We start from the raw sequence: 24,478 nt of genomic DNA on the forward strand, positions 1-24,478 counted from the left end.
AGACGGCGACTGCGAACAGGTCGGCACAGTCCTCCGGGGAGAAAGCAGCGTGCAGGGCCGGTCTGGCAAGCACCCACACGCGGCTGGCTTCTGCATCGCCCGGTATGTGTTCGATGAGCGCCACACCGGCTGCTTTGGGGCTTCTGGCGATCGTGACCGCGACGCGCATCGCCGGCAGATCACATGCAATCGCGAGGAAATCGAGGCTGATGGTGATCCCCGCAGACGTTGTGTCGCACCACCACAGGGGCTCATTGCGTCGCCATCCGCTCGCCGGCATGAGGCCGGCCGCGACCGCCGCCGCGGCGCGTGCAGTGGCCAGCACCCGTCTTCCCTCCGGTGGTGGCTCCGGTGCCGCCCCGGTCGGCTCGGCGGAGTCGCGCAGCACGGCCGCCGCGGTGCGCCGCCGGTCCAGCGCGCTCGCGATCGACCCGCCGCCAGCGGCTACATGTCCGCGCCACGGTCTCAGCGCGGAGTCCCACGATGGCCGCCGGGTGCTGTCGAGCATGTCCTCGATCAGGCCGGCGACGTGCAAGTGCTCGACCTGTGCCGACAGCTGTCTCGCTACCTCGACGACATCGACCGCGGGCTGGACCAGCTGCGTGCGAGCCCGTCGCGGGGGGCCGGTGCGCCAGCAGATGAGGCTGTCGGTCTCTTCCTCAAGGTCGCTTGGATGGACCCGATGCGCGCGGGCCTCGACGCTAATCCTTCTATGAGCGTGGAGTCGGGCGGCGACGAAGCGGTTGAGCACGAACGCGTTGCGCGTGAACGGCGTCCCGCTGGTCAGCACGCGCACGTGCGTGCGGGCTGCCGCGAGAATCCGCTCATCCAGCAGTCCGAGGTCAGGGTCGGCGAGGTCGGCGAGCCGGTCGAGCGTTCCACTATCAAGGCGGTCGCGCGCCGCACGCTCGATCTCCACCACCTTGCCGCAAAGCCGCTCGAACCCTCCGAGTCGTCGATCCCAAAGCCTGCGAGGCCGCGCAGCTGCTCCTGCCGAAAGCGGAGACCGCGGCGCCGACCGCCGCGCAATGCGATTCGGAACAGTTCCGTGAGTGCGCCGTCGCCATCACCGACTACGACCGGCGATCTGTGGGCACCCGGCGGGAGCGAGGTGCGCGAGTCGCGCCAGTAACTGCCAGAAACCGTGCCGCGGACGCGCTTCTCGGGCAGGAAGCCGGTCGCGACCACCACTGCGTCGACGTCCGCGGTCCATCCCGGGCCGGCGTGCAGCAGCGCGGGGATCGACGTGCCGCTGACGCGGACCACGCCGTCGCCCTCCTCGATCGCGGTCGCCCAATGTTGTGGCGCGTAGTGCAGCCGCTCGCCGGCCTGCGCGACGAAGGCGTTGAGAAGCTGGATCCGCACCTCGTCCGCGTGTGCCGCGCGCCAGTTCATGAACGGGAGATTGCCCTCCCGCTTTCTCCACGCCTGGTTAGGCCAGTCGAATAAGTTCGGGCTGAGAAACCGTTCCGCGCTGGCGCGCTGCGTCGTGATCGGCTCCTCGTGCTCGTCGATCAGCACAACCTCCGCATCGCCGGTCGCAGCTGCTGTTACCGCGAACGTCGCGCCTGCCACGCCACCGCCGACGACCGCGACGAGGCGCTTGGGTTCCAACCGCCCGCGCGCATTCAGCGCCCAAGCCAGATTGATAGCCCGGCGCTGCTGCGAGGGCAGGCTGACGCGCCGCTCGTGAAAGCCTCCAAGCACGAACACGCTCCTGCTCGGCGCGCCAGACTCGGTGCGAGCCGCCAGCGCGCGCAGGATCAAACCGGCGTCGTCCCCTGACATCAGAACGTTACTCGGCAGAAAACAGGGCGACCTTGACTAGTTGGAGTTCTCACGGGCGTTGTCGATCCGGTCGATCCTTGAGCAGAGTTGGGTAGACGGAGACGTCGGCGGACTTCCCGCAGCACACGTCGAACGGGTGCCGCCGGACTCGGTCCGGCTGTTCGATCCGGCAAAGGAGTTCTCCGACGCTTGCTACTTCATTGGCGGTCGAGGCTTTCGTTGAGATGAGGTCCGGCGTCGGACAACCATTCGGGGTTGCCGTGGGGGCTTACGCTTCTGCCCGCGACGCGCGTCCCTGAGAGTCATATCGGTCAAAGCGGCGCGCCTTGCAGCGACCTCCTCAAGTGCTCGGGACAGGATGGTCGCCCGGTCAGTTCGCAGCGAAGGGTCCTCGTCGCTCTGCGCGCGTGTTGCGAGCCACTCCTCGGCTCGCTCGACCCGTTGGAGGAGTTGTTCCAGACGAGCGACATCGGGCGACTCGTCGTTGCCTGAGGTGACGTCGAGTGTTCGGCGAAGAGCATCTGCATCAAGTTCGAGTACCGCCCCAAACAGCCAGATCTCGCTTTCATCCTCATGAAGAGTCTCGAGTGCAACGAGCGTCGAGAGCCACGGTGCGAGCCGTACATCGGCTTTTTCGTCTCGTACTGCGGCTGTCCCGTCGATGCGGTCCATAACGTCCCGGAACGCTCCAGGTGGCCACCCACCTGGCCACCCACCGCGTGCCTGCCAGAGCCGGGCGATGAGCAAGGAAGCAGTGTCTCGAGCCGCCTCACGGTCTGCGGCAGCTCTAGCGGTCTCCGCGATTTGCAACTGCTCAGCGAGATAGTGTGATACCCAGTGGACAAGGAGATTCTCAGCCCGGCGATCTCGTCCGAGCTGGTCAAGGATGTACTCGCCGAGTCTCGCTAAATCAGGCCAAGAATCCAGAGTCTGGATCGAAGATGTAGACGCGGTGGATTGTTCTCTCATGGATCGCCTTTTCCTCAGCACGGTCCTCCGACGCCGTCTTTCGGCGGACTGCCCATGCTCTGATGACAAGAAATGAGCCGGTGGCGCGAAGGAAGTCACACAGCGCCTTGCGGCGCACAAAGACTTGTCGGCCTTCCGTGCCTCGTGAATCTCGCTCGTAGGCTGAATCGATGTCGCTCCACGATCGCTGCCAGGCGATCAGTGCCCCGTCGTTCCCCAGTACGCGTCGGCCACCGCGTTCCGCGTGCCCGCGGCATACCTCCATGAAGCGGTCTCCTGGGTGGACGACGACGGGCTCGATGCGCCGCAACGGGTCGTGCTTTTCAAGACCCGCATCGTGATGCTCTTCGTCGATCCAGCCTTGGAGCCAAAACCCGTCGCTGTCGATGTCATCTTGGTAACCCGATCGACCGCTTCCTTGGGGAAGTCCGAACTCTCGTGGATCCTCCGGCGAGCTCAGGGCACGAGCCAGTGCGGGAGCCGTCTCAGGGCTGACGATTGCGCTGCTCACGTACGTGGAACCCCAGCCAACGTTTGCGAACAGCTCTATCGCCGCGTCGACGATCAACGACTCTTGGTCGAATGCGCCGATAGCGGTCTCAAGGTCTGTCTCGGTGAGTTCGGGCCACTCGCCGCGCCTCAGGTTGTGCAGCAGCAGGGCCGGAGACGGCGGTACCGGCTCCCGCTCGTCGACGAGCCAGCCGTACTCTGCCGAGTCAGTCCAGCTGCCAATCCAGTCGGCCCATGGATCGCGAGGCTCTCCACCACTCTCCGCTTCGATGACGGCACCTTCGTCACAGAGGCCGCCAGCGACCAGCTGAAGCGCATGGTCTTCCAGCATCTGATGCCATGACTCGGCGCGTGGTGAGGCCCCATGGCGGTTGTTCCGGTCGTGATACTCAACGTGCGCTAACCGGCGATCGCTCTCGCGGAAGTCCGCAAGTCCGAGGCGGTCCACAATCCAATGTTCGGCTCGGTCACACACCTCGTCGACGTTAAGGCCAAAACGTTCTCCAAGAGGTCCGTAGACGTAGGGAATCGTATCCATGGAATTGAAATGGAACCGTTCTCTATCGTACTCGCGGTTACCGGATCCAGTTCGATAGAAATGGTTCTCGCGGAGAGTTCTGCACCCTCTCGGTGAGTTAGCGACCAACAAGTCCTCGATGGCGTCCCTTCGAAGCGCGTCGGGAGACGCTGCAACGAGCCGCAACGCAGCCCGTCGTGCAAACTCGCGCAGTCCGGCATGCGGCCAACTCGTATCGGTAGCGATTCTCGCTAACTCGGGTGCCAGCTCCATGACGCTCTCCGGGGCGTCTCTCGCGACACGGGAGATGACCATCAGCGCCCAGACCTGCGCTGAGAGCCAAAGGAAAGGCAAAGCATCTGAACCGAAAGCGCCGCTGTCGTGGGTCATGCAACGATTGAGCAGCGCTCGGCCCATGGGCTCAGCGCTCTCGACCATCAGCGAACGCGCTGCGTGGGCTGCACGCCAGCGTGTGACTTTGTCTGGCGCGCCGAACAGCGAGCAAAGGAGCCCACTAAGTACCTCGGCACGCTCCTCTGAAATTTCCGGAACCTTGACCGGCTCTGGCTCGAACGCTTCGAGGGACCAAGCGAGGAGTGATGCTTGCTCGCCAGTCTTCAGGACGAGCGCGAGCTGGGAGGCAGTCACGAAGAGTGCTGAGGCGTCGAGGTGCTCCAACTTGCTGCTCGCAGCCCGAAGGACACTGCCGGCGGGGTCGTCAAGCAGAGCGAGCCTCAACAGCTTGCCGAGAGCCTTTTCAGCAACCTCTGGGTACCGCGTCAACTCACCGAAATGGGTTTCGAAGAAGCGAGCGATAGCCGCGCTTACGTGGGATTGCAGGTCTTGAGACCCTGTCCACTCTTGGGCGGCGGCACACAACGCTTCGAACACGTCTACGGCGTGAAAATTCGCGATCGGATGATCAGCGCGGATTGAGCCAAGGGTGTCGATAAGCTCAGACCGCCGGGATGGCACTACCGAATCGGCGACCCGCGCTAAGTACTCCGAGACACGACTTGATCCGAAGAGGTTCGCAAGTTCCCTGAGATCGGATTCTACAACTGCGGGATTGCCCACCCTCGCGCGCTCAACGATCTCGTCGGCCTGTCGTGCCCGCCGATCCCAGTCGGTCTCGCCCCCCTGCCATTCCCGGGTGTGAGCCGGCGTGTGTTCCTCTTCCTCGGTCGGCGAAATGTAGGCGTGCAACGCGGAGATCGTCGCCATGGATGAGACTCCTCGACCTTCGGCCCAGTCGAGGAGCGTTTGAGCGGCGCTAGACCGAGTGCCCGGCAGGAGGTCGCGACGAATACGCAAGCTAAGTGCGGCAAGTGCCGAGGTGAAGTCGGGACCTGGCGGCAGAAGATCAAGCAGTTCGGTAGCAACGTCGATCGCGCCGATCGCTTCGCCTGCAAGCAGGAGCAGGCTCATGGCCTGTACAGGCGTTAAGAAGCCCGTTCTGGCGAGCGGCCCAGCAACGACTGGAACGCTCTCGTGAAGGCCCATATGGCAGTCGTCCTCGAACCGCGCCACAAGCGCAAGTGCCGTCTGAGGATGAAGAATCGCGATTGCCGCAAGCGTCTTTCGCCACGGCAAGCGTTCGTCATCGCTCACACGGTTTCGGTATGCCACCAGCGCTTGAGCGGTCCGCCATGCGAGCGGTGCGGCGTCCGGTATCCCGGTGACATTCGCCGCGACCCGGGCATGCAATTCGAGTCGCCCTACGGCTTCGTCGTCGAGTCCTTCTGCTGCGCGAATCGCACGGGCATGGAGATCTCGCGCATGCTCGGCATCCACTGGGTCCACCATTGAACAGGCATCAAGCAGCGAATCGGCCTGTTGGCTGGCAGGCCACTCTTCCGCCTCTATGGCGACTGCTGCACGTTCCACGAGCTTCAAGGCCTCACGCTGGTATCGAGCGTCGTTCAAGAGCGGGCGGGCGGCAGCGAGCCAACAAGCAAAGGCGCTCCTGCCTGCGCGGCGCTCGCCGGCGTCGGAAGCAAGCCGCAACAATTCGATGTCAGTACCGTCGCATGCGAGCAAGGCGTCGGTAAACGCAGCGACCCAAATTGTGTGGTCGTAGTCGTGTTCGCGGCGGTATGCAGCTTGCTCTCGAAGTTCCCTCTGCAGTTGGTCTTCCCATTCGGCACGCAGTTCGGAAACCGGAGGGCGTAGAAGCAGCGCCCGAGCCCGGCTCGCGTAGACGCGAAGGTAGCGTCCAACGTTTTCGTGCATCTGGCGCCGCTCCGAGTCGACTCGGCTGGAGCCGCGGCGGTCGTCTCCCGGCTCGGTCACGCTCTTGGGCATCAACTCCTCGAGCTGAAGCTCCCGCCCTTGGATCGCAGCTCGCAGCGCCGCGACGCGAAGTGGAGCGCGGTACCAGTCGAGTCGGTCGAAGCTGCCCGGCGCACTAGTCGGTTGTGGCAACCGGAGAGCCTTGACGAGCGCCAGGATGCGACGTCGTCCGACTCCCACGTAGGCTGCCAGCTCGGCACATGCGGCAACCCACCAGCCATCGTCACTGCCGATAGACGGCTGGTCCTCCACAAGCTTTCTGACGATAGTGCGAACCGTCGAGGCTCTCGGAACGGCGCCGGCATTGAAGGCAGCTGCTGTCAATCGTCCGAGCACGTCCGCCGGCAATTCTTGCTTGGTGATAAAGGCACCAAGCTCGTCACCAGGTACGGTCCGCGCGAGTCTTCTAACGAGCGAGATCGCTGCATCAACGGCGAAGTCGGTTGGCCGCCACGAACTCAGGTACCTCGCGGCCTCTTCCGGACCACGGACGTGGAACCAAGCTTCGGCGAATGCGCCGACATCGTCGGCTTCGATCGGCCAGACGTCATCTTCCTCGTGTCGGCGGAGCAGCCACGCTTGTGCGGCACGACCCTCCTCTCGCGCGCGCTCAAGGTCACCCATGCTGGCGTACAGTCCTGCCAACCGCATATGGATGGGGCCCCGCCACTCCGGCTGAGCGGCAGTCGAGTACACCCGCATGACTGCTTCCGGGTCGCTGTAGCGCATCCCGAGATCCGGTCGCCGTCGCAGGATTTCGGTTACAGCCCCGTTTTGGCGGGCGGCTTCACCAGCGAGAACGACAAGCCGGCAGGCGGCTGCGCGATCTGCGACGTTGGCTGCATGCCGCATGGCAAGTGTGAGGCGACGGCGATATGTCTGCTGGCGAGCGAGCCCGTCTGCGACCGCCGACGGGCTTCCGCTCAGCGCGAGCGCTACAAGGTCAGCACCGCGTCCGGCGTTGTGCAAATGGTCGGCAACGACAGTTGCTGCATAGGCATCATCAGGTTGGGACAGAAACAAGTCGGCCAGTCGGCCGTGCGCTCGAGCCGCGTCGTCTTCTCCGACTCTGTCGCGCAGGAAGTTCGCGAAGTCCTCGTCTCGGAAGGAGATCACGCCGCCGTCGATCAAGACCCCAGGGACGAGATTTTCGCAAAACGCGTGCACGCGTGTGGCAGCCATCCCGGACACGGCTTGGAATCGGCTCGTAGTGAGCGGCTTCGTCAAGCAGACAAGCTCCGCCATGTGGTCCCGTGCTGCCGCCTCGTCTGGCGCGTGTGAGACCGCGGCAGCGAGCAGGTTCTCGAAGAGAGTGCTCGGCGTCAGGTCGGCTTGAGCAATTGCCTGGCTGGTCGACGTCGCCGAGTCGGCCCGGTTCTCGAAGAGGGCATAAAACTGGATCCGTGGGTTGCCTCTGCTGTTTTCGTGGAACGCTCGGGCCTCGTCATCGGTGGCGCTAGGGAAGCGCTCGCGCAGATACTGTCCTGAGGCTCGCTCATCGAACCCGTTCATCGTGACCTGAGTCACGCTAGGGGGCGCCTCGACAACGTTGCGCCGGCCCGTGCGACACGTGACGATCAGTCCCGCCCCTGCCGGAATAGGCTGAGCCCAGAGCCGGCGGAGAAAACAGTCCTCGTTGAAGAGTTGAGCTGCCGCCGCGCTGTTATCTGCTGCGTCGACCACCACAACCAGCTGTGCTCCTTGTTCCCCCAAGAGTCTCGCTGCGGCTTCGAGGCGCCGCTCGAGTTCTCGCCACAGGTCGTGCACCGATGTTGACGGCTGCACGAGCACTGGCAGACCGCAACGTGCTGCAATCTCGTTGCAGAGTTGCAGCGCAAACCGCAGGGGCGAGTGGCGTGCGGCCGCGGGAGTGTCGTAGTCACCGTCTCCGAAGCAGTCATACGTGATGACCACAGAGCCGCTCGGCAGCGCGTGCTCAAGCGCGAGCACCGTCGTCGTCTTGCCAACGCCAGCTGCGCCGTGTGCGAGGACCCGTCGATCCTCAGCGGCCAAGAGCTTGGCCGCGATGCGAGCGGCGTCTGGAGTCATCACGCGATGTGCGGGAGGCGTGAAGCGTGCCGGACATGGCAGGAGGTCTTCCTCAGATGCGACATCCAGCGCGGCGAGGACGTCGGCTCGCTCGATCGGCAAGCCCTCGCCCTCTGGCAGCCCACGGTGTCGGACCAAGTCAGCGAGTTTGAGCGAGGCGTGCCGGAGGTCCGCCATGACGTGATCGGCAAGCGCTGTGGTCACTCGGAGGCTCTGCTCGGCGCGGCTTTCCGACCCTGTATGGTCGAGATTGAGGACGCGCAGAAAGTCGGTAAACGCAAAGCTGCTCAGCCCCGACGCGTCGGACAGCTGCTGAATCTGCCTGCGTGCAGGTTCGCTCAACGCTCTCAGCAGGGCTGCGCGCGCGGCCCTTGCCGGATGCGCGTCAAGCCATTCCCTGGCGTCGGCCATCGCATCGGAGAGGCCGTCGGCACAGGGCATGTTGCTCACGAGTCGAATCTCGAGGCGCGCGAGGACTTCATCGCGTGTCCCCGTCCCCGAGACTGCAAGGGAGAGGTCGGCCAGGCGTGCGATGACCCCCTTCTTGCCTCGTGAGTTCTTCGCTGCCAACCGGGCTGCCGTCCAGCTGCGGTCCGGATGGCGATGGCTGTACTTGAGCTGCGAGATGACGACACGGCTGGCGCTTGCGAGCTCGGTGCCGCCATAGAACTCCGTCAGGTCCGCTCCCAGAAGCAGCTCCGGATCCACTCCATCCGGTGGAACCGGCGTGACGTCTTCCATGACGATGCGCTGAAGGCCGCTTGCTGCATCGAGAAAGGCCAAGACACGACGTACGGCCCACAAGACGTGGAACTCGTCGCCCGCAGACGACTCCCGAGCGCCTGGCAACGTGGTCGACACGTGCGGAAACCTAGCGTTCGCTGGGGATGCCGCGAGCCAGCTCAGAGATTCGGCAGGGAACAACCTTGTGGGCGTGAGCTAGCACAGTGGGTGGCAGCAAGCGCATCTCCGAGTACCGGCGCATCTTGAAAAATGGAGCACTAGCGTTCGCCGCTATGGTGCGCAAACGACCGGTGCAGAAGCTGACGGTGTCGCTTTTGAAGGACGACTGCTCCCGTGACGATGCCTTTCGCGACTGGGACGAGCTGGAGCCGTTCATGGTACCGGCGCTCGATCCCCAGCAAGAGTGCCTGTTCATCAAAGCCCGCCAGCCACATCCGCCAAGATGGACGAGATACCTCGCGGGGCACGTACAAGGTCCGCTCGAAGGACTCTTTGCTGCGTCGGCTGCCGCCGTGCTGCTGTTCGAGGCGGAGGGCCGGCTCTTCGCCGTGACGTTCGGACAAGGTCGTCACCTTCTCGAGCAGGAGGCATTCGAGAAGGACTTCGGGCTCAAGGTCGTTCTCAACTCGGTTGCTCCGGACCAGTTGAAAAGTGTCGACGCCAAGACAATCGACGAGACACCCGTTCACACCCGCCGGGACCTGAGCAAAGACTCGTCCTTTTCGGCGTTCGGGCTCGATCCGAGTCGCGACTTGCTGCGTGCGGTGACTGGCAGACCACGTGACACGGAACTCGCTCACCGCCTTGCCGGTTCCGACGCGCTGACGATCCACACGCGGGAGGAGTTGACGAAACTCCCAGAGCTGGGAGCGCGCCTCCTCGTTGCATATGGCGCCGACGACTACAAGGAGCACTTCGAGTTCATCGACTTCCTGCGTCCCGTAAGAGACAAGCTGCAGGTTGAGAGGCTGCAAGTGCTGCTGGTCGATGCTCTCCGAGGTCGCGACTGGACAGACGTTCACCTTGCGGCTCCGGAAACCATCGACTGGCAGGAGTTCGACGGATTCCGCTTCTCAACGCAGGCGTCCGATGACTCCGCCAATGATCCGAGCATTCGAACTTACATCGCGACTCGCGACGAAGATGTCGCCCTCGATGTCCTCAAGCACGACCGGTTGGCCGCCCTGCGGGCATCGGATGGCGAGGTGATGGCGAGCTGGCCGATCTACCGATGCATCGTGTTTCAAACGGAGCTCGACGGGTTCCTGTACGTGCTCTCAGATGGTGACTGGTTCCGGGTCGACCTGGACTATCGGACGAGACTCGAGGCCGAGGTGAGGGCGCTTCCGCTCTTCCACGGCATGCCCGACGCCGCGCCCGGCAGCAACGAGGACGCCTACAACCTTGAGGCTGCAAGGGCGATGGGCGCTGTGTGCCTCGACAAGAGATTCGTCTATGACGGCGGACCCGACAAGATGGAGATTTGCGACCTCCTCACCCGGGACGGTGCGCTGATTCATGTCAAGCATCGTGGGAGCTCCGCAACCCTCAGCCATCTCTTTTCTCAAGGCGTCAACAGCGCTGAGCGTCTCCTGACCGACGAGGACTTTCGGAAGAAGGCGGCCACAGTGATCCAGCGCGAGAGCAACGGCAACGGCCCAAGCTGGCCGCTTCATCGCCCCAGACCGGAGGACTACGAGATCGTGTTCGCTGTGATTACGCGAAGCACGCGCAGAACCCCGCTCACGCTGCCGTTCTTCAGTGTGGTCAGTCTTCGCGCTGCGGCAAAGACGCTGCAGGGCTTCGGGTTCAAGGTTTCGACTGTCGCAGTTCGTGAATGTTGATCTCCGTTCGCGCCGAACTTGCTGGGCAGCGATGAGTCGCCGAACCGCCGCGACGTCGATCTGCACGTGAGGCAGATAGTCGGAGCGACGCTTCGGCTGTAGGAGGCGCCTAGGCACGTCGTAGTCGGGTTGAAGCCTGCTCCTTCGGGTTCAGGCTCGCCCGAGCGCGAGAGCGCGCTGCAGTCCGTCATCAACCTGCGCCATCAGCCATTCGGGCAGGGTGTCGATCTGCTGCTCGAGGGCGCCCCGGTCCACCGTCGCCATCTGCGTCACGTTGACGACCGAGTCCTTCGGAAGCCGCGTGGCCTCGGAAGGGATCGTGACGTTGCCGGGGAGACGGGCCAGCCGGGCGTTGGTCGTGATGACTGCGACAGTGACTGTCTTGAGGTTGGAGCGGTTGTAGGCGTCCGCGCTGACGATCAGCGCCGGCCGACGCAGAGCAGGCGCTGATCCGCGCGGCAGACCGAAGTCGACCCACCAGACTTCGCCGCGGCGCATCAGGCGCGGTCGTCTCGGATGAGCGCGGCGGCGGCGGCGTCGGTGAACGCGTGATCGTCGGGGAGGCCGGCGATCGCATCGTTGATCGCCGCGGTCGTGCCGTCGTCGTCGAGCGTGTCGAGCCACCGCTCGGCAGCGCGAGCGAAGAACTCGCTGCGGGAGACGCCGAGTCTTCTCGCCGCACCATCGACGCGATGGAAGGTCTCGTCGGGGACGGAGATCGCGGTCTTCATGACCAAGAGTATAACCGGGTAATACTCGACCTCGCGACTGGGACGGAGGCCGTTTGGTACCCAATCCTGGTACCCAACGCCCGCGCACCACCCAAGTTCGCCTCCCCCCAAAACGACGGAACCCCCGCATTTGCGGGGGTTCCGTTCCAATGGAGCTAGTCGGGCTCGAACCGACGACCTTCGCGCTGCCAGCGCGACGCTCTCCCAGCTGAGCTATAGCCCCGGGGGATCTGAAGTGTACAAGGCCCGCGCGCGGGATGGCGGGAGGTCCGCGGAGCCCTGGAGGAGGCGCGTCAGCGCTGGGGGATGAACTCCGGGACGTCGAGGTCGTCGTCGCTGCGGCGGTGGGTGCCGTTGCGCGGGGCGGGGTCGCGGCGGGAGCGGTCTGCGGCGCTGGAACGCTCGCGGCGGGGCGGCTCGACCGGGCCCGGGTCGACGTGGTCGATGTGGTTGGTCAGCTGGGTGTGGACCTTCAGGACGTCGCGCAGGAGGCGCTCGGCGTTGGCTCTCAGCGACCCGCCCAGCTCGCGCAGGTTCTCCGTCAGCTCCATGCCCTCGGCGCGGACCTCGCCGGCGACGACGCGGGCTTCGCTCGTCAGATCGCGGGCGCGGCGCTCGCCCTCGGCCGTCTTCTCGGCCGCCCAGGTCTCGGCGTCTCTGCGGATCTCGCGCGCCTCGTGTTCGGCGCGCGCTCTGATCTCGCCCGCCTCGGCGCCGGCCATCGTCTTCATCCGGGCGATCTCGCCTCTGGCCTCGCCGATCAGGCGCTCGGCGATTCTTCTCGCCTCGGCGATGATCTCGGCGGCTTCTTCCTCGGCCGCCGCGACACGGAAGTCGGCGGCGCGTCTGCCCTCCGCGATCCGCTCGCGCATCTTCTGCTCGGCGTCCTCGCGCAGCTTCGTCGCCGTGTCCTCGGCCGCGGAGATGATCGCGGCGACGCGGTTGGCGGAGACGGTGGCGGGGCCGCGCTGCGGTTTCGCGGTCGGCTCGGTGGGGGAAGACTCGGCGGCCATCGTGCGCATGGTAATCGGCCGGGCGTCGTCGTTCCTTCAACGTGGACGGGCGTCTCAGGCAGCCGCCACCACCTGTCGCCGCCCAACCACCACCAGCGCGCCGCCCAACACCGCAGCCAGCGCCACCCACGTCACCGCATAGCTCGTCGCGTCCGCGATCCCGCTCCCGGCCAGCGCGCCGACGACCTGTCCGCCGGCCCACACCAGGTTCACCAGCGCGAACGCCATGCCCTGCTCCAGTCCCGCGGCCGCCGCTCCGTCGGACAGCAGCGCCATCGCGGGCGTGTACAACGACCCGACGACGACGAACGACAGAACCACCAGCGGCGCCAGCGCCAGCGCCGACCCGGGCACCGTCAACAGCAGCATGCAGCCGACCGATCCCGCCAGGCTGATCCGCAACAGCGGCGCGCGGCCCACACGATCCGACGCCCGCCCGACGAACAGCTGCACGGCCGCCTCGATCGCCGCCGCCACCAGATACGTCGCGCCGACCGCCAACCCGCCGGCGCCCAGCCGGTCCAGCTCCAGCGGCGTCAGCACGTTCATCGCGCCGAACGCCAGCGCCGGCAACAGCACGAATGCCATCCCGGCCTGCACGGCGCGCAAGCCGACCGCATCTCTCACGCGCACGCGCGCGTGTGCAGCCAACAGCGCGGGCGGTGCCGGCAACCGCAGCGACAACCCCATCAGCAGCACGCCGATCACCGCGACCGCGCTGAACGGCACCTCCGGCCCGATCTGCCGCGCCAGCGTCCCCAGCACCGGCCCCAGCAGCACGCCCGCGACGCCGGCCACCATCGCCGCGCCGATCGTCTCGCCGCGTCTCTCGGCCGGCGCGACGCTGAGCAGCCAGCCCATCCCGCCCGCGTAGGAGCACGCGCCGCCGATCCCCTGCAGGAAGCGCGTCGCGTCGAGCACCAGCACGTCGCGGCCGAACGCGAAGCCGAGGCTCGCGACCGCCATCAGCGTCAACCCGAGCAGCACCGTCCGGCGCGGTCCCCAGCGCACGGCGAGCAGGCCGCTCGGCAGCGCCGCGAGCAGCGTTCCGGCCGCGTAGGCGGCGCCGAGCACGCCCGCCGCGGTGGTCGACAGGCCGTAGCGGTCGGCGTAGTCCGGCAGCAACGGCGTGATCGCCGCGTAGAACATCATGTCGACGAGCACGATCGTCCCGACGAGGAGCAGCAGCCGGCGCACCTGCTCACGGTAGCCTGTCCACTCCGATGAGCGATTTGCGCGAGCTGAGATACGAGCCGAAGGCGATCGAGCCGAAGTGGCAGCAGGTGTGGGCCGACGAGCAGACCTGGGAGGTCTCCAACGAGGACGACGGCCGAGACGGCTACTACGTGCTCGAGATGCTGCCCTACCCGAGCGGCGAGCCGCACATGGGGCACCTCAAGAACTACGCCCTCGGCGACGCCGTCGCGCACTACAACCGCCGCATCGGCCGCAAGGTCCTGCACCCGATGGGCTACGACGCGTTCGGCCTGCCGGCGGAGAACAACGCGATCAAGACGGGCGTCCATCCGCGCGAGGCGACCGCCGCCTCGATCGCCTCCTTCCAGCGCCAGTTCCGCGAGTGGGGCATCTCGATCGATTGGACGCGCGAGTTCGGCACGCACGAGCCGCGCTACTACAGATGGACCCAGTGGCTGTTCCTCCAGCTCTTCGAGCGCGGGCTCGCGTACAAGAGAGAGGGCGCGGTCAACTGGGACCCGGTCGAGGAGACCGTGCTCGCCAACGAGCAGGTCGTCGACGGCCGCGGCGAGCGTTCCGGCGCGCTGGTCGAGATCCGCCAGCTGGACCAGTGGTTCTTCCGCATCACCGACTACGCGGACCGCCTCCTGGACGACCTCGACTCGATCCAGTGGCCCGAGCACGTCAAGACGATGCAGCGCAACTGGATCGGTCGCTCGGTCGGCGCGCACGTCGTCTTCCACAACGCTGAGCTGGACAAGGACTACGAGGTCTTCACGACCCGTCCCGACACGCTCTTCGGCGCGACCTTCTTCGTCCTCTCGCCGCAGCACCCCGACGTGCTGAGACTGGCCGCGGGGACCGAGCACGAGCAGGCCGTCGACGACTACGTCAGACACGCGCTGACCGAGTCCAACAAGGAGCACGGAGCCTCCGACAAGGCGAAGACCGGCGTGCCGCTCGGCCGCAGCGTGATCAACCCCGTCAACGGCGAGGCGATCCCGATGTGGGTCGCCGACTACGTGCTGATGGAGTACGGCACCGGCGCGATCATGGCCGTCCCCGCGCACGACTCGCGCGACTTCGAGTTCGCAGAGGTCCACCGCCTGCCGATCCGCCGCGTGATCGAGGATCCGTCCGGCTCCGACGAGCTGCCCTACAGCGGCGACGGCCCGCTCGTGAACTCCAACCCGGAGTTCGACGGCACGCCCAACCGCGAGGCGCTGGAGCGGATCGTCGAATGGCTCGACGGCGACGGCAGAGGCAGAAGAGCGATCAACTACCGCCTGCGCGACTGGCTCGTCTCACGCCAGCGCTACTGGGGCTGCCCGATCCCGATCGTCTACTGCGAAGAGCACGGCGCGGTCGCGGTGCCGGCGGATCAGCTGCCGGTCGAGCTGCCCGACGTGACCGACTACAAGCCGAGAGGCAAGTCCCCGTTGGCCGCGGTCGAGGACTGGGTCGCGACGACCTGCCCGACGTGCGGCGGGCCGGCCCGGCGCGAGACGGACACGATGGACACGTTCGTCGACTCGTCCTGGTACTTCCTGCGCTACACCGACGCGAACAACGACACGGCCGCGTGGGACCGCGCGGTGACCGATCGCTGGATGCCGGTCGACCAGTACATCGGCGGCGTCGAGCACGCGATCCTGCACCTGCTGTACGCGCGCTTCTTCACCAAGGCCTTCCACGACATCGGCCTGCTGAGCGCCGACGAGCCGTTCCAGGCGCTCTTCACGCAGGGCATGATCACGCGCGACGGCGCGAAGATGTCGAAGTCGAAGGGCAACGTGATCAGCCCCGCGACGTACGTCGACAGATACGGCGTCGACACCGCCCGCTGCTACGTGCTCTTCATCGGCCCGCCCGACCAGGACGCCGACTGGTCCGACGAGGGCGTCGAGGGCGTGCACCGCTTCCTCGCGCGGCTGTGGCGCCTGGGCATGGAGGTCGGCCGCGGCCCGGCGGACTCGCCGTCGGCCGGCGCGTTCGCCAACGACGCCGACGCGGCGCTGACGCGCAAGGCGCACTGGGCGATCGACAAGGTGACGAGCGACATGGGCGGCCGCTTCGCCTTCAACACGGCGATCTCGGCCGTGATGGAGCTGGTCAACGAGGCCTACCGCCACCGCGAGGGCGCCTCTCCGGAGGTGCTGCGCTTCGCTGCCGCGACCGGCGCCTCGCTGATCTTCCCGTTCGCCCCGCACACCGCGTCCGAGGTCTACGAGACCGCGACCGGGCTGCGCGTCTGGGAGCAGCAGTGGCCCGTCGCCGACCCCGCGATGCTCGTCGCCGACACGTTCGAGCTGGTCGCGCAGGTCAACGGCAAGGTGCGCGAGCGGCTGACGGCGCCGGCGGACGCGACGAAGGAGCAGCTGGAAGCGCTGGCCCGATCCGCGCCCAACGTGCAGGCGCACGTCGACGGCAGAGACGTCGTAAAGGTGATCGTCGTCCCGGGCAAGCTCGTCAACATCGTCGTTCGCTAGGCGCGGGCGAGTGCGGCGGCGCGACGGCGGCGGCGGGGCGGGCTTGAGCGAGCGGAGCGCCTCGGGCGCGTCCAATCGCTCGTCGCCGCTGCGGTGGCCGTCATGAGCGCGCTGAGAGCGACCGGCGGCGAGGGCGGCGGGGCGCGCCCGCTCGACCGGCCGCACGTCGCGGTGGTCGGCGGCAGCGACGCGGGCGCGGTCGAGCGGGCGCAGGCGTTCTCCGTCGGCGAGGCGCTCGCGCGCGCGGGAGCTGTCGTCGTCTGCGGCGGCGGGGGCGGCGTGATGGAGGAGGCGTGCCGTGGGGCGCGCCTCTTCGCGGACGGGATCGACGGCGCGGGCCGCGGCGGCCGGATGGACGTCGCGACGATCGGGATCCTGCCGGGACCCGACCGCACCGCCGCGAACCCGTACGTGGACGTGGCGATCCCGACCGGCATCGGCGAGCTGCGCAACGGACTGATCGTGCGCGCGGCAGATGCGCTGATCGCAGTCGGCGGCGCGTTCGGCACGCTGTCGGAGATCGCGCTCGCGCTGCAGGCGGGCAAGACGGTGGTCGGACTCGGCACGTGGGAGCTGGCCCGCGACGGTCTGCGCGACGAGGCGATCGTCATCGCGCCCGACGCAACAGCCGCGGTGCGAATCGCGCTCGCCGCTGCGCAATTGCGTAGCGATCACGCGTAGCGCTGTGACAGCGATCGGCCGTAGCGTGCCGGACCGTGCCGCAGCCGACCAAGCCCCAGCTCGCCATCTACGCAGCCCTCGCGATCGCCGTTCTGCTGATCGGCGCGCGGTTTCTGCGGACGAGTGAGGGTGGGGGCGGGGTTGGCGACGTCAGCGCCGCTGCTCCGCTCCCAGACGGTGGCGGCCTCGGGGCGCCCGACGGGAACGGCTCCGCTCCCGCCATCGAGGAGGAACCGAGAGAAGCCGGTGTCGTCGTCGACGTCAAGGGCGCGGTCCGGCGGCCGGGCGTCTACCGACTGCAGGGCGATGCCCGCGCGCTCGACGCCGTACGACGTGCCGGCGGCCTCAGCGCGCGTGCCGACCGCCGCGGAGTGAACCTCGCGGCGAGAGTCGTCGATGGCGGGGAGGTCGTCGTACCGCGCAGGGGCGAGCGAGTGGCTGTCGGTGGCGGGAGCGTCGCCGGAGCCGTGCCGGGCGCTGGCGCGCCCCCCGCCGCGGCCGCGGACGGTGCGGCGGTGCCCGGTCAGCCGCTCCAGATCGACCTCAACACGGCGACCGCACAGGAGCTGGAAGTGCTCGACGGCGTCGGCCCCGCGACGGCCGCGAAGATCGTCGCGTACCGCGAACAGAACGGCGGCATCGGCTCGATCGACGAGCTGGACGAGGTCTCCGGCATCGGCGAGGCGAAGCTGGCCGCGATACGCGCGCAACTGGGCAGATGAGCGCGACGGGCGCGCTCGAGGAGCTGCGCCGGCATCCGCGTCACCTGGTGCTGGGCGGACTGGTCGCCGGTCTGCTCGCCGTGCCACTCCCGCCACGAGCGATTCTCCTGCTCGCACTCGCCGCGGCCGCGCTCGCCGGTCGCAGCGGTCTGGCTCTGCTCGCCGCGACGGCGGTGCTCGCCGGCGCGATCGGCGGCCAACTGCGCCTCGCCGCGCTCGATCGCACTCAGCTCCCGCCCCTGATCGGCCGAACCGTCGCGGCCGACGTGACCCTGCTCGAACAGCCGCGTCCGGTGCAATACGGCAGCACCGTGCTGGTGCAGTTGCGGGCGCTCGCTTCAGAAGGCCACTACGTCGACGGCGCCGGCGAGCGCGTGATGGTGCGCATCCGAGAGGCGATCGCTTGGCCGGCGGCGGCGACCGGCGCGGTCGTGCGGGTGAAGGGGCGGCTGCGGGCGCTCGGGCCGTTCGAGCAGCACTATGCGCGCAAGGGTGCGCATGCGGCGATCACGATCGACGCGGCGGCACCGACCGGCGCGCGGCGCGGCGGGGCGTGGGGACTCGTGGACGAGATCCGCGGTCGCGCGGAGCACGCCCTGTCGCAAGGGTTGCAACGGCCGCAGGCCGCGCTGCTGCGCGGCATGGTGCTCGGCCAGGACGAGGCGCTGAGCGAGCGCACGCGCGACGAGTTCCGGGCGTCGGGTCTCAGCCATATCTTGGCTGCCTCCGGACAGAACGTCGCGCTGCTGCTTGCGCTCGCCCTCCCGCTGCTGACCGTCGCGGGGCTCGGGTTGCGACCGCGTCTGAGCGCCGCGCTCGCGCTGATCGCGCTCTACGTTCCGCTTGCCGGCGGCGGACCGTCGATCCAGCGCGCGGGCGTGATGGGCGCTGCGACGACGGTCGCGGCACTCGCCGGTCGAGCGGCGTCGCGGTGGTACGCGCTGCTGCTGGCGGCCGCGGCGACGCTCGCGCTCAACCCGCGCGCCAGCGGCGATCCCGGCTGGCAGCTCAGCTTCGTCGCGGTCGTCGCGATCGCACTCGCCACGCCGGCGCTCAGCGCGCGCTTGCGCAGACGCCGCGTCCCGGTGGCTGTCGCGGATGCCGCGGCGATGTCGCTCGCCGCGACGCTCGGGACCGCGCCCTTGCTCGCGCTCCACTTCGAGCAGCTCTCGCTCGTCTCGCTGCCCGCGAACATGCTCGCGGCCGCCGCGATCGCGCCGATCATGTGGCTCGGGATGCTCGCCGCGGCGCTCGGTCAGCTCGCCGCCCCGCTCGCGCTCCCGCTCAACCTCCTGAACGCGTTCCTGCTCGGCTTCGTCGGCGCAGTCGCCCACACCGCCGCCGCGATCCCGCACGCGAACCTCAGAGTCGGCCTGCCCGGACCGGTCGCGCTCGCGACCGTCTACGCGGTGCTCGCTGGGCTCGTCGTGCTGGTGCGCCGCAGGCGCCCGCCACCCGACCCGGCGCGCGATCGACGGCGTCGCCGATGACCGGCAGCTCAGGTGCGCGCCGATCCGCCGCCGATCCGCTCCAGGAACGGGGTGAGGATCTCCGGTACCGCCTCCTCGGCGAACGCGATCCCCTCGCCCTCGGCGACGTCGATGACCTCGTAGCCGCCGCTGCCCGCCGCGGTCGTCGCGGTCAGCGTCATCAGCCCGACGCGGCGCTGGAAGAACGAGCGGCGCACGTTCCAGCCGATCACGCCGTCGCGTCTGAGCGCGTGCGTGCGGCGCACGAAGGTGCCCTGACGCGTCACGAGGTAGCGGCCGGCGACCTGGTGGCCGAGCGAGCGATACGCGTCGCGGCCCAGCAGCAGCGCCGGCCACACCAGTGCCAAGCCGACGATCCACCACCAGTCGGCGATCACGTCGAGCACAGGTCCCAGCAGCACGAGCGCCGCGATCGGCAGCGCCGCGCCCGCGACGGCGCGGTTGTAGCGTCGCCGCAACGCCGCGGCGGGATGCGCACGCAGTTCGCTGGCGCGCATGCTCGAAGCGGGCCGGTCCGTCGGTGCAGCGAGCGGCTCCTCCAGCACCTCGGCGACGATCCGGTCCGCCTCGATGTGCGGGACGTTCGGGAGCAGAGCGTCGGCGCGAGCCGCTCTGCCGTCGTTGCCGGACCGCAGTCCGCTGACGATGGCGCGGACGCTTGCGCCGCCGACGGCGCGCTGCGGCAGCGGTTCGGAGATCGTGATCCCGCGCAGGCGGCGCTGCTCGATCGAGATCGAGCGTGCGGTCAGCAGGCCGCGCCGGACGTGGAGCGTGCCGCCCGGCTCGCGCGCGAGACGGAAGTCCCACCAGCTCTCGAGGAACTGCGCGCTCGCGCCGACGGCACCGATCAGCAGCAGGCCGATGGCGACGGCGAGCACGAGCAGCACGATCTGCCACACCGGCGCGCTGTCGGCGCGGTGGACCGAGTCGACAGCGGCGCCCTCGACGACGTCGCGCACGCTGTCCTGTATCCCGAACTGGTCGAGCGTGTTGACGAGCGCCCCGAACCCGATCACCGGCAGCACGAGCGTCCACGGCGAAAGCAGGTGATACGGCAGCCACCGCAGGCGCAGGCGCGCCAGGATCGCTCCATCTGGCTCGTCGGCGGTGTCGGCCGTGACGCCGTCGCGCGCGTGGGGTCCCGCCAGGCTGCCCGTCGGCGAGTCGCTCGCAGCGAGGACGCCCGCATGCGAGCCTCCCGCCGCGGGGCCGCTCGCGTCCGCAGATCCCGACGCCACGCCACGTTCCAGCAACGCCCGGCGCAGACGCGCCGCCTCGTCGACTGGCACGGCGTCGAGCTTCAACCGCTTCTGCTCGCGGCTGCCCGTGCCGATCTCGACGGTCGAGATCCCGAACGCGCGCTGCAGCGGCTTGGCGGTGAGGTTGACGGTGCGCACGCGGTCGCGCGGGACCGACAGCTCGCTGCGCTGCAGCAGGCCCGATCTCAGCTCGACGCGCTCGTCGCTGACGCGGTATCGCGTCGTCACCCACGTCAGCGCGTCGCGCGCGGCCGACAGTGCAGCGCCGCCGGCGATGAACGCGATCGTGATCTTGACCGTGCTGTCGAGCGCGCCGCCGAGCACCAGCACGAGCGCGATCGGGGCGAGCGCGCCGGCCAGTCGCACGACGTGCAGTGCCAACACCCGTGCGGCGAGCTGCCGCCAGCCGTCGTCGACGACACGCTTCGCGCCGGCGCCGTTCTCGCCGGGCAGCGCCGGTTCCCTGCCCTCGCTCACGTCGCGTCGCCCGGGATCGCCTGGGTCGTCTCGGTCAGGCGGTGCACGACCTCGACGGCGAGCGTGCGGTCGAGGCCGTCGATCTTGATCTCGCCCTTCGAGGAGGCGGTCGTCACCGTTACAGAGGCGAGGCCGAAGAGTTGTTGCAGCGGGCCGCGCTGGGTGTCGATCGTCTGCACGCGCGAGAGCGGAGCGACGCGCCATTCCTGCAGCACCCAGCCGGACGCGGCGTAGACGGCCTCGGGTGTCGTCTCCCAGCGGTGCACGTGGTAGCGCCAACGCGGCATCACGATCACGTAGACGACGCCGCCGATCGCGACGATCGCGAAGACGAAACGAAGCCAGTCGCGCGCGTCCGCCAGCAGCACGTAGCCGACGACGATCGCGGCGAGCAGCGGCACCACGTGCGCCAGCGCCTGCGTCGTCCACCAGCGCACCGCGCGCGGGTCGACGCGGTTGCGCGGCGGGCGCAGGCGCAGCTCTGGCTCCATCGCAGCAACCTACCGGGCGCACGCGCGGGGGCGGGTGCGGGCAGCCCCCGGAGCGCCCGCGTCACCAACTAGACTCGCCAGCCGTGCCGCCCAGCTTCAAGCCCGCGTACCTGATCTACGGCGACGACCATGGTCGCCTGGCCGAGCGGCGCGCGAGATTGCGCGCGCTGGCGGAGCGCGAGAGCGGGTCGCAGGGGACAGAGGTCTTCGAGGGCGACGCCGCCACCTCGGAGGCGGTCGCCGGGGCGCTGTCGGCGATGACGTTCGCGATGGGGCGCCGCTTCATCATCGTGGACGGGGTCGAGCGCTGGAAGGCCGCCGACATGAGACTGCTGGAACCGTCGCTGAAGGCGCTCCCGCCCGACACGACGGTCGTCTTCTTCGGTCGCGAAGAGGGGCGCACGAAGATCCCCGAGAGATTGATCGCAGCGGTCAGAGCGGCCGGCGGCGACATCAGCACCGAGCTGACCGTCAAGCCGTGGGAGTTGCCGAGATGGGCGGTCGGGCAGGCGAGAGCGCTCGGGTTGGAGCTGCATCCCGCCGCCGCGAGAGCGCTTGTCGCGCACGTCGGCGAACGCCAGCAGCGGCTGCTGCGCGAGCTGGAGAAGCTGGCGCTGGAGCTGGGGGAGGGCGCGCGGATAGACCTCGACCAGATCGACGAGATCACCGCCAGCTCGGCCGAGCGCAAGAGCTGGACGCTCGCCGACGCGCTCGTCGCGCGCGACGGCGCCGCCGCCACGCGCTCCTACCTGGAGCTGCGCGAGCAGGGCGAGCGGCTCGCCGGGCTGCTCTACACGATCGCCCGCCGCCTGCGTGACGCGCTCGACGTCGCCGAGCGGTTGGAGTCGGGCGAGTCGGTGGCGCAGGTGCGTCGCGGGCTGCGGATGCCGCCGAAGATCGCCGAGCGCTTCATCGCCGACGTGCAGCGCACCGACGTAGGCGGTCTGCGCGCCGCGATCACGATCGTCGCCGACCTGGAATTGGCCTCCCGCGGCGGCGCCGGCTCGAAGCTCAGCGAAGACACGCTCGCGATCGAAGCGATCGCCCGCATCGCGGCCTGATCCCGGCGACGACGAAAGACCCGCTCGCGCGGGCCTTCGCCGTTCCTGCTGGTACGTGCCGAAACACGCAAACGGGCCGCGCAGAACGCAGCCCGTCGTGATGGTTGAAGGAAGGAGCGGGTCCTACGCGTCAGTACCGCTACCCGCAAGAATGCGGGCGGCACGCGACTTCTTGCGCGCGCCGTTGTTGCGGTGGAGCGCGCCGCGCTTGACGGCCTTGTCGATCGTCTGGACCAGTTCACGGTGCACCGGAGCGGCGTCCGTTCTTTCGTCACCCGAGACGACTGCCTCGAGACGACGGAAGTAGGTCTTGATCTTCGACGTGTAGCGGCGGTTTTCGAGCCGCTCACGCTCAGCGCGGAGGATGCGCTTCTTCTGGGAGTGGATGTTGGCCATAAGGTTTCGGTCACGGTCAGGGCCGCGACGGCGTCGTACTATAGCGCGCTCGTGACCGCCGAGACAGCTGACGAACCCACCGCCGCGCAGGCCGGCACCGAGCAGGCCCGCCGCGGCCGCCGCGCACGCAACACGATCATCTTCTCGGCAGCCACCGGGCTGTCGCGGATAGCGGGTCTGATCCGCGAGATCGTCGCCTCCAGCTACTTCGGCACGAGCGGCGCGTTCTCGGCCTTCACGATCGCGTTCCAGGTCCCCAACCTGGTCCGCAGCCTCTTCGCCGACGCTGCCCTCTCGGCCGCGTTCGTGCCGGTGTTCACCGAACTGCTGGAAAGAAGACAGCAGAGAGAGGCGTTCCGGCTCGCCTCGACGCTGGCGCTCGTGATCCTGTGCGCTCTGGGGGCGATCACCGCCCTCTTCGTGCTCGGCGCCGGCCTGATCATGCCGCTGTTCACGAGCTCGACGTTCGACGCGCATCTGGACTCGCTGACGATCGGCCTCAGCCAGGTGCTGTTCCCGATCGTGGTGCTGCTCGGGATCAACGGGCTCGTCGTCGGAATCCTCAATACGTACGACCACTTCACGATCCCCGCGATCGCTCCGCTGGTCTGGAACGTCGTGATCATCGCCGTGCTGATCTTCGGCCGCTCGTTCTTCAGAGGCGATCAGCAGATGTATGCGTACGCCGCTGGCGTGCTGCTCGGCACGATCGTCCAGCTGGGGATGTCGGTGGCGGTGTTGCCGCGCGTCGGCTTCAGATTCCAGCTCGCCTTCGACTGGCGCGACGCGCGCATCCTGCAGGTCTTCAAGCTGATGCTGCCGGTCACGATCAGCCTCGGCATCATCAACTTCGACCTGCTGATCAACTCCTCGCTCGGCACGCTCGTGAGCGAGGAGGCACCGCGCGCGATCGACGCCGCGTTCCGCATCTACATGCTCCCGCAGGGCATGTTCAGCGTCGCCGTCGCGACGGTCCTGTTCCCCGTCCTCAGCCGCTACGCCGCCCGCAAGGACATCGACGGGCTGCGCGCCACGATGGCCAGCGGGATGCGGCTGATCTGGCTGCTGCTGACGCCCGCGGCGGCCGTCACGCTGGTGCTGGCGGAGCCGATCACGCGGCTCGTCTACCAGCGCGGCGCCTTCGACGACAACTCGACCGAGCTGGTCTCGAGCGCCCTCTTCTGGTTCTCCTTCAGCCTCCCGTTCTCGGGCCTGAACCTGCTGCTGTCGCGCACGTTCTTCTCGCTGCAGCGGCCGTGGATGCCGACCGCGCTGTCGCTCGGCTCACTCGTCGTGAACGTGATCGTCAGCCTCGCGCTCTACAAGCCGTACGGCGTCGCCGGCCTCGTGATCGGCACGGTCGTCTCCAACATCGCGATGGCGGGCGGCCAGCTGTGGGGGATCCGGCGGCTGCTCGGCGGCCGGGTCGACGGCGCCGCGACGCTGAAGTCGATGATGAGAGTCACCGCGGCCTCGGCGCTGATGGGCGCGGCCGCGCTGTTCGTCTGGTGGGGCCTGGACGGCGCGCTCGGCCGCTCGCTGCCGGCGCAGATCATCAGCGTCGGGATGGCGATCGCGGCCGCGGTGGCGTTCTACGTCGCGGCGATCCTGCACTGGCGCGAGCCCGAGGGCCAGATGATCTACAGAATGGCGGCCGGCCGGCTCGCCGGGCGGCGCAGAAAGCCGAAGCGCCGCGTGCCGCCGCCGCGTCCGCGCGCGCCGCGGCAGCCGCGCCGCCAGGGGCCGCCGCGCCGCCAG

At 68.3% G+C, this 24,478-nt stretch carries 16 protein-coding genes and 1 tRNA gene; 7 read left to right on the forward strand and 10 right to left on the reverse strand.

Features of this window, described 5'->3' with window-relative positions; genetic code table 11:
* Positions 1 to 783 precede the first annotated feature (783 nt).
* Positions 784 to 1,788, reverse strand: coding sequence for an FAD-dependent oxidoreductase (locus Q7L65_RS26380; RefSeq protein WP_304726288.1), 1,005 nt, complete (start codon positions 1,786 to 1,788; stop codon positions 784 to 786).
* Between the two features lie 910 nt (positions 1,789 to 2,698).
* Complete coding sequence (locus Q7L65_RS26385; RefSeq protein ID WP_304726290.1) at positions 2,699 to 8,986, reverse strand: hypothetical protein; 6,288 nt, start codon at positions 8,984 to 8,986, stop codon at positions 2,699 to 2,701.
* 86 nt (positions 8,987 to 9,072) lie between these two features.
* On the opposite strand from Q7L65_RS26385, the gene Q7L65_RS26390 reads away from it, so the two are divergent.
* Positions 9,073 to 10,713 carry a DUF6119 family protein gene (locus Q7L65_RS26390; RefSeq protein WP_304726293.1) on the forward strand — a complete coding sequence of 547 codons (1,641 nt, stop codon included), beginning with the start codon at positions 9,073 to 9,075 and terminating at the stop codon, positions 10,711 to 10,713.
* Positions 10,714 to 10,863: 150 nt separating this feature from the next.
* On the opposite strand, the gene Q7L65_RS26395 is transcribed toward Q7L65_RS26390, so the two are convergent.
* The 5 genes from Q7L65_RS26395 to Q7L65_RS26415 form a co-directional block, all read right to left on the reverse strand.
* Complete coding sequence (locus Q7L65_RS26395; protein WP_304726296.1) at positions 10,864 to 11,211, reverse strand: type II toxin-antitoxin system PemK/MazF family toxin; 348 nt, start codon at positions 11,209 to 11,211, stop codon at positions 10,864 to 10,866.
* A complete protein-coding gene (locus tag Q7L65_RS26400; protein ID WP_304726298.1) occupies positions 11,211 to 11,444 on the reverse strand; it encodes a ribbon-helix-helix domain-containing protein in 234 nt (77 codons plus the stop codon). The genes Q7L65_RS26395 and Q7L65_RS26400 overlap by 1 nt, the downstream gene beginning before the upstream one ends.
* A gap of 150 nt (positions 11,445 to 11,594) precedes the next feature.
* Positions 11,595 to 11,667: transfer RNA gene (locus tag Q7L65_RS26405), tRNA-Ala, on the reverse strand.
* A 70-nt stretch (positions 11,668 to 11,737) separates the two neighbouring features.
* Positions 11,738 to 12,457 carry a hypothetical protein gene (locus Q7L65_RS26410; RefSeq protein ID WP_304726299.1) on the reverse strand — a complete coding sequence of 240 codons (720 nt, stop codon included), beginning with the start codon at positions 12,455 to 12,457 and terminating at the stop codon, positions 11,738 to 11,740.
* A gap of 54 nt (positions 12,458 to 12,511) precedes the next feature.
* Positions 12,512 to 13,654, reverse strand: a complete 1,143-nt coding sequence (locus tag Q7L65_RS26415) for an MFS transporter (RefSeq protein WP_304726300.1) — start codon at positions 13,652 to 13,654, stop codon at positions 12,512 to 12,514.
* Between the two features lie 26 nt (positions 13,655 to 13,680).
* Here Q7L65_RS26415 and leuS point away from each other — a divergent pair, with 26 nt between their 5' ends.
* The 4 genes from leuS (at position 13,681) to Q7L65_RS26435 (ending at position 19,036) form a co-directional block, all read left to right on the forward strand.
* Entirely contained in the window at positions 13,681 to 16,143 is a 2,463-nt protein-coding gene (gene leuS / locus Q7L65_RS26420; RefSeq protein WP_304726301.1) for a leucine--tRNA ligase, read from the forward strand.
* A 102-nt stretch (positions 16,144 to 16,245) separates the two neighbouring features.
* Positions 16,246 to 16,824 carry a hypothetical protein gene (locus Q7L65_RS26425; protein ID WP_304726303.1) on the forward strand — a complete coding sequence of 193 codons (579 nt, stop codon included), beginning with the start codon at positions 16,246 to 16,248 and terminating at the stop codon, positions 16,822 to 16,824.
* Positions 16,825 to 16,859: 35 nt separating this feature from the next.
* Positions 16,860 to 17,546 carry a helix-hairpin-helix domain-containing protein gene (locus tag Q7L65_RS26430; RefSeq protein WP_304726305.1) on the forward strand — a complete coding sequence of 229 codons (687 nt, stop codon included), beginning with the start codon at positions 16,860 to 16,862 and terminating at the stop codon, positions 17,544 to 17,546.
* Complete coding sequence (locus Q7L65_RS26435; protein ID WP_304726307.1) at positions 17,543 to 19,036, forward strand: ComEC/Rec2 family competence protein; 1,494 nt, start codon at positions 17,543 to 17,545, stop codon at positions 19,034 to 19,036. The genes Q7L65_RS26430 and Q7L65_RS26435 overlap by 4 nt, the downstream gene beginning before the upstream one ends.
* An 8-nt stretch (positions 19,037 to 19,044) precedes the next feature.
* On the opposite strand, the gene Q7L65_RS26440 is transcribed toward Q7L65_RS26435, so the two are convergent.
* Both Q7L65_RS26440 and Q7L65_RS26445 read right to left on the reverse strand, forming a co-directional pair.
* Positions 19,045 to 20,772 (reverse strand): PH domain-containing protein, encoded by a 1,728-nt coding sequence (locus Q7L65_RS26440; RefSeq protein WP_304726309.1) that lies wholly within the window; start codon positions 20,770 to 20,772, stop codon positions 19,045 to 19,047.
* Positions 20,769 to 21,263: a PH domain-containing protein gene (locus tag Q7L65_RS26445; RefSeq protein WP_304726312.1), complete on the reverse strand. Its 495-nt coding sequence runs from the start codon at positions 21,261 to 21,263 to the stop codon at positions 20,769 to 20,771. Before Q7L65_RS26445 ends, Q7L65_RS26440 begins: the two co-directional genes overlap by 4 nt.
* A gap of 83 nt (positions 21,264 to 21,346) precedes the next feature.
* Between Q7L65_RS26445 and holA the strand changes: the two genes are divergently transcribed.
* A complete protein-coding gene (gene holA / locus Q7L65_RS26450; RefSeq protein WP_304726313.1) occupies positions 21,347 to 22,324 on the forward strand; it encodes a DNA polymerase III subunit delta in 978 nt (325 codons plus the stop codon).
* A 123-nt stretch (positions 22,325 to 22,447) separates the two neighbouring features.
* On the opposite strand, the gene rpsT is transcribed toward holA, so the two are convergent.
* Entirely contained in the window at positions 22,448 to 22,720 is a 273-nt protein-coding gene (gene rpsT, locus Q7L65_RS26455; RefSeq protein WP_304726314.1) for a 30S ribosomal protein S20, read from the reverse strand.
* A 51-nt stretch (positions 22,721 to 22,771) separates the two neighbouring features.
* Here rpsT and murJ point away from each other — a divergent pair.
* The coding region (gene murJ, locus Q7L65_RS26460) for a murein biosynthesis integral membrane protein MurJ (protein ID WP_304726316.1) at positions 22,772 to 24,478 on the forward strand (1,707 nt) is incomplete at its 3' end.

Source organism: Conexibacter sp. CPCC 206217 (assembly GCF_030646165.1).
GTDB lineage: Bacteria > Actinomycetota > Thermoleophilia > Solirubrobacterales > Solirubrobacteraceae > Conexibacter.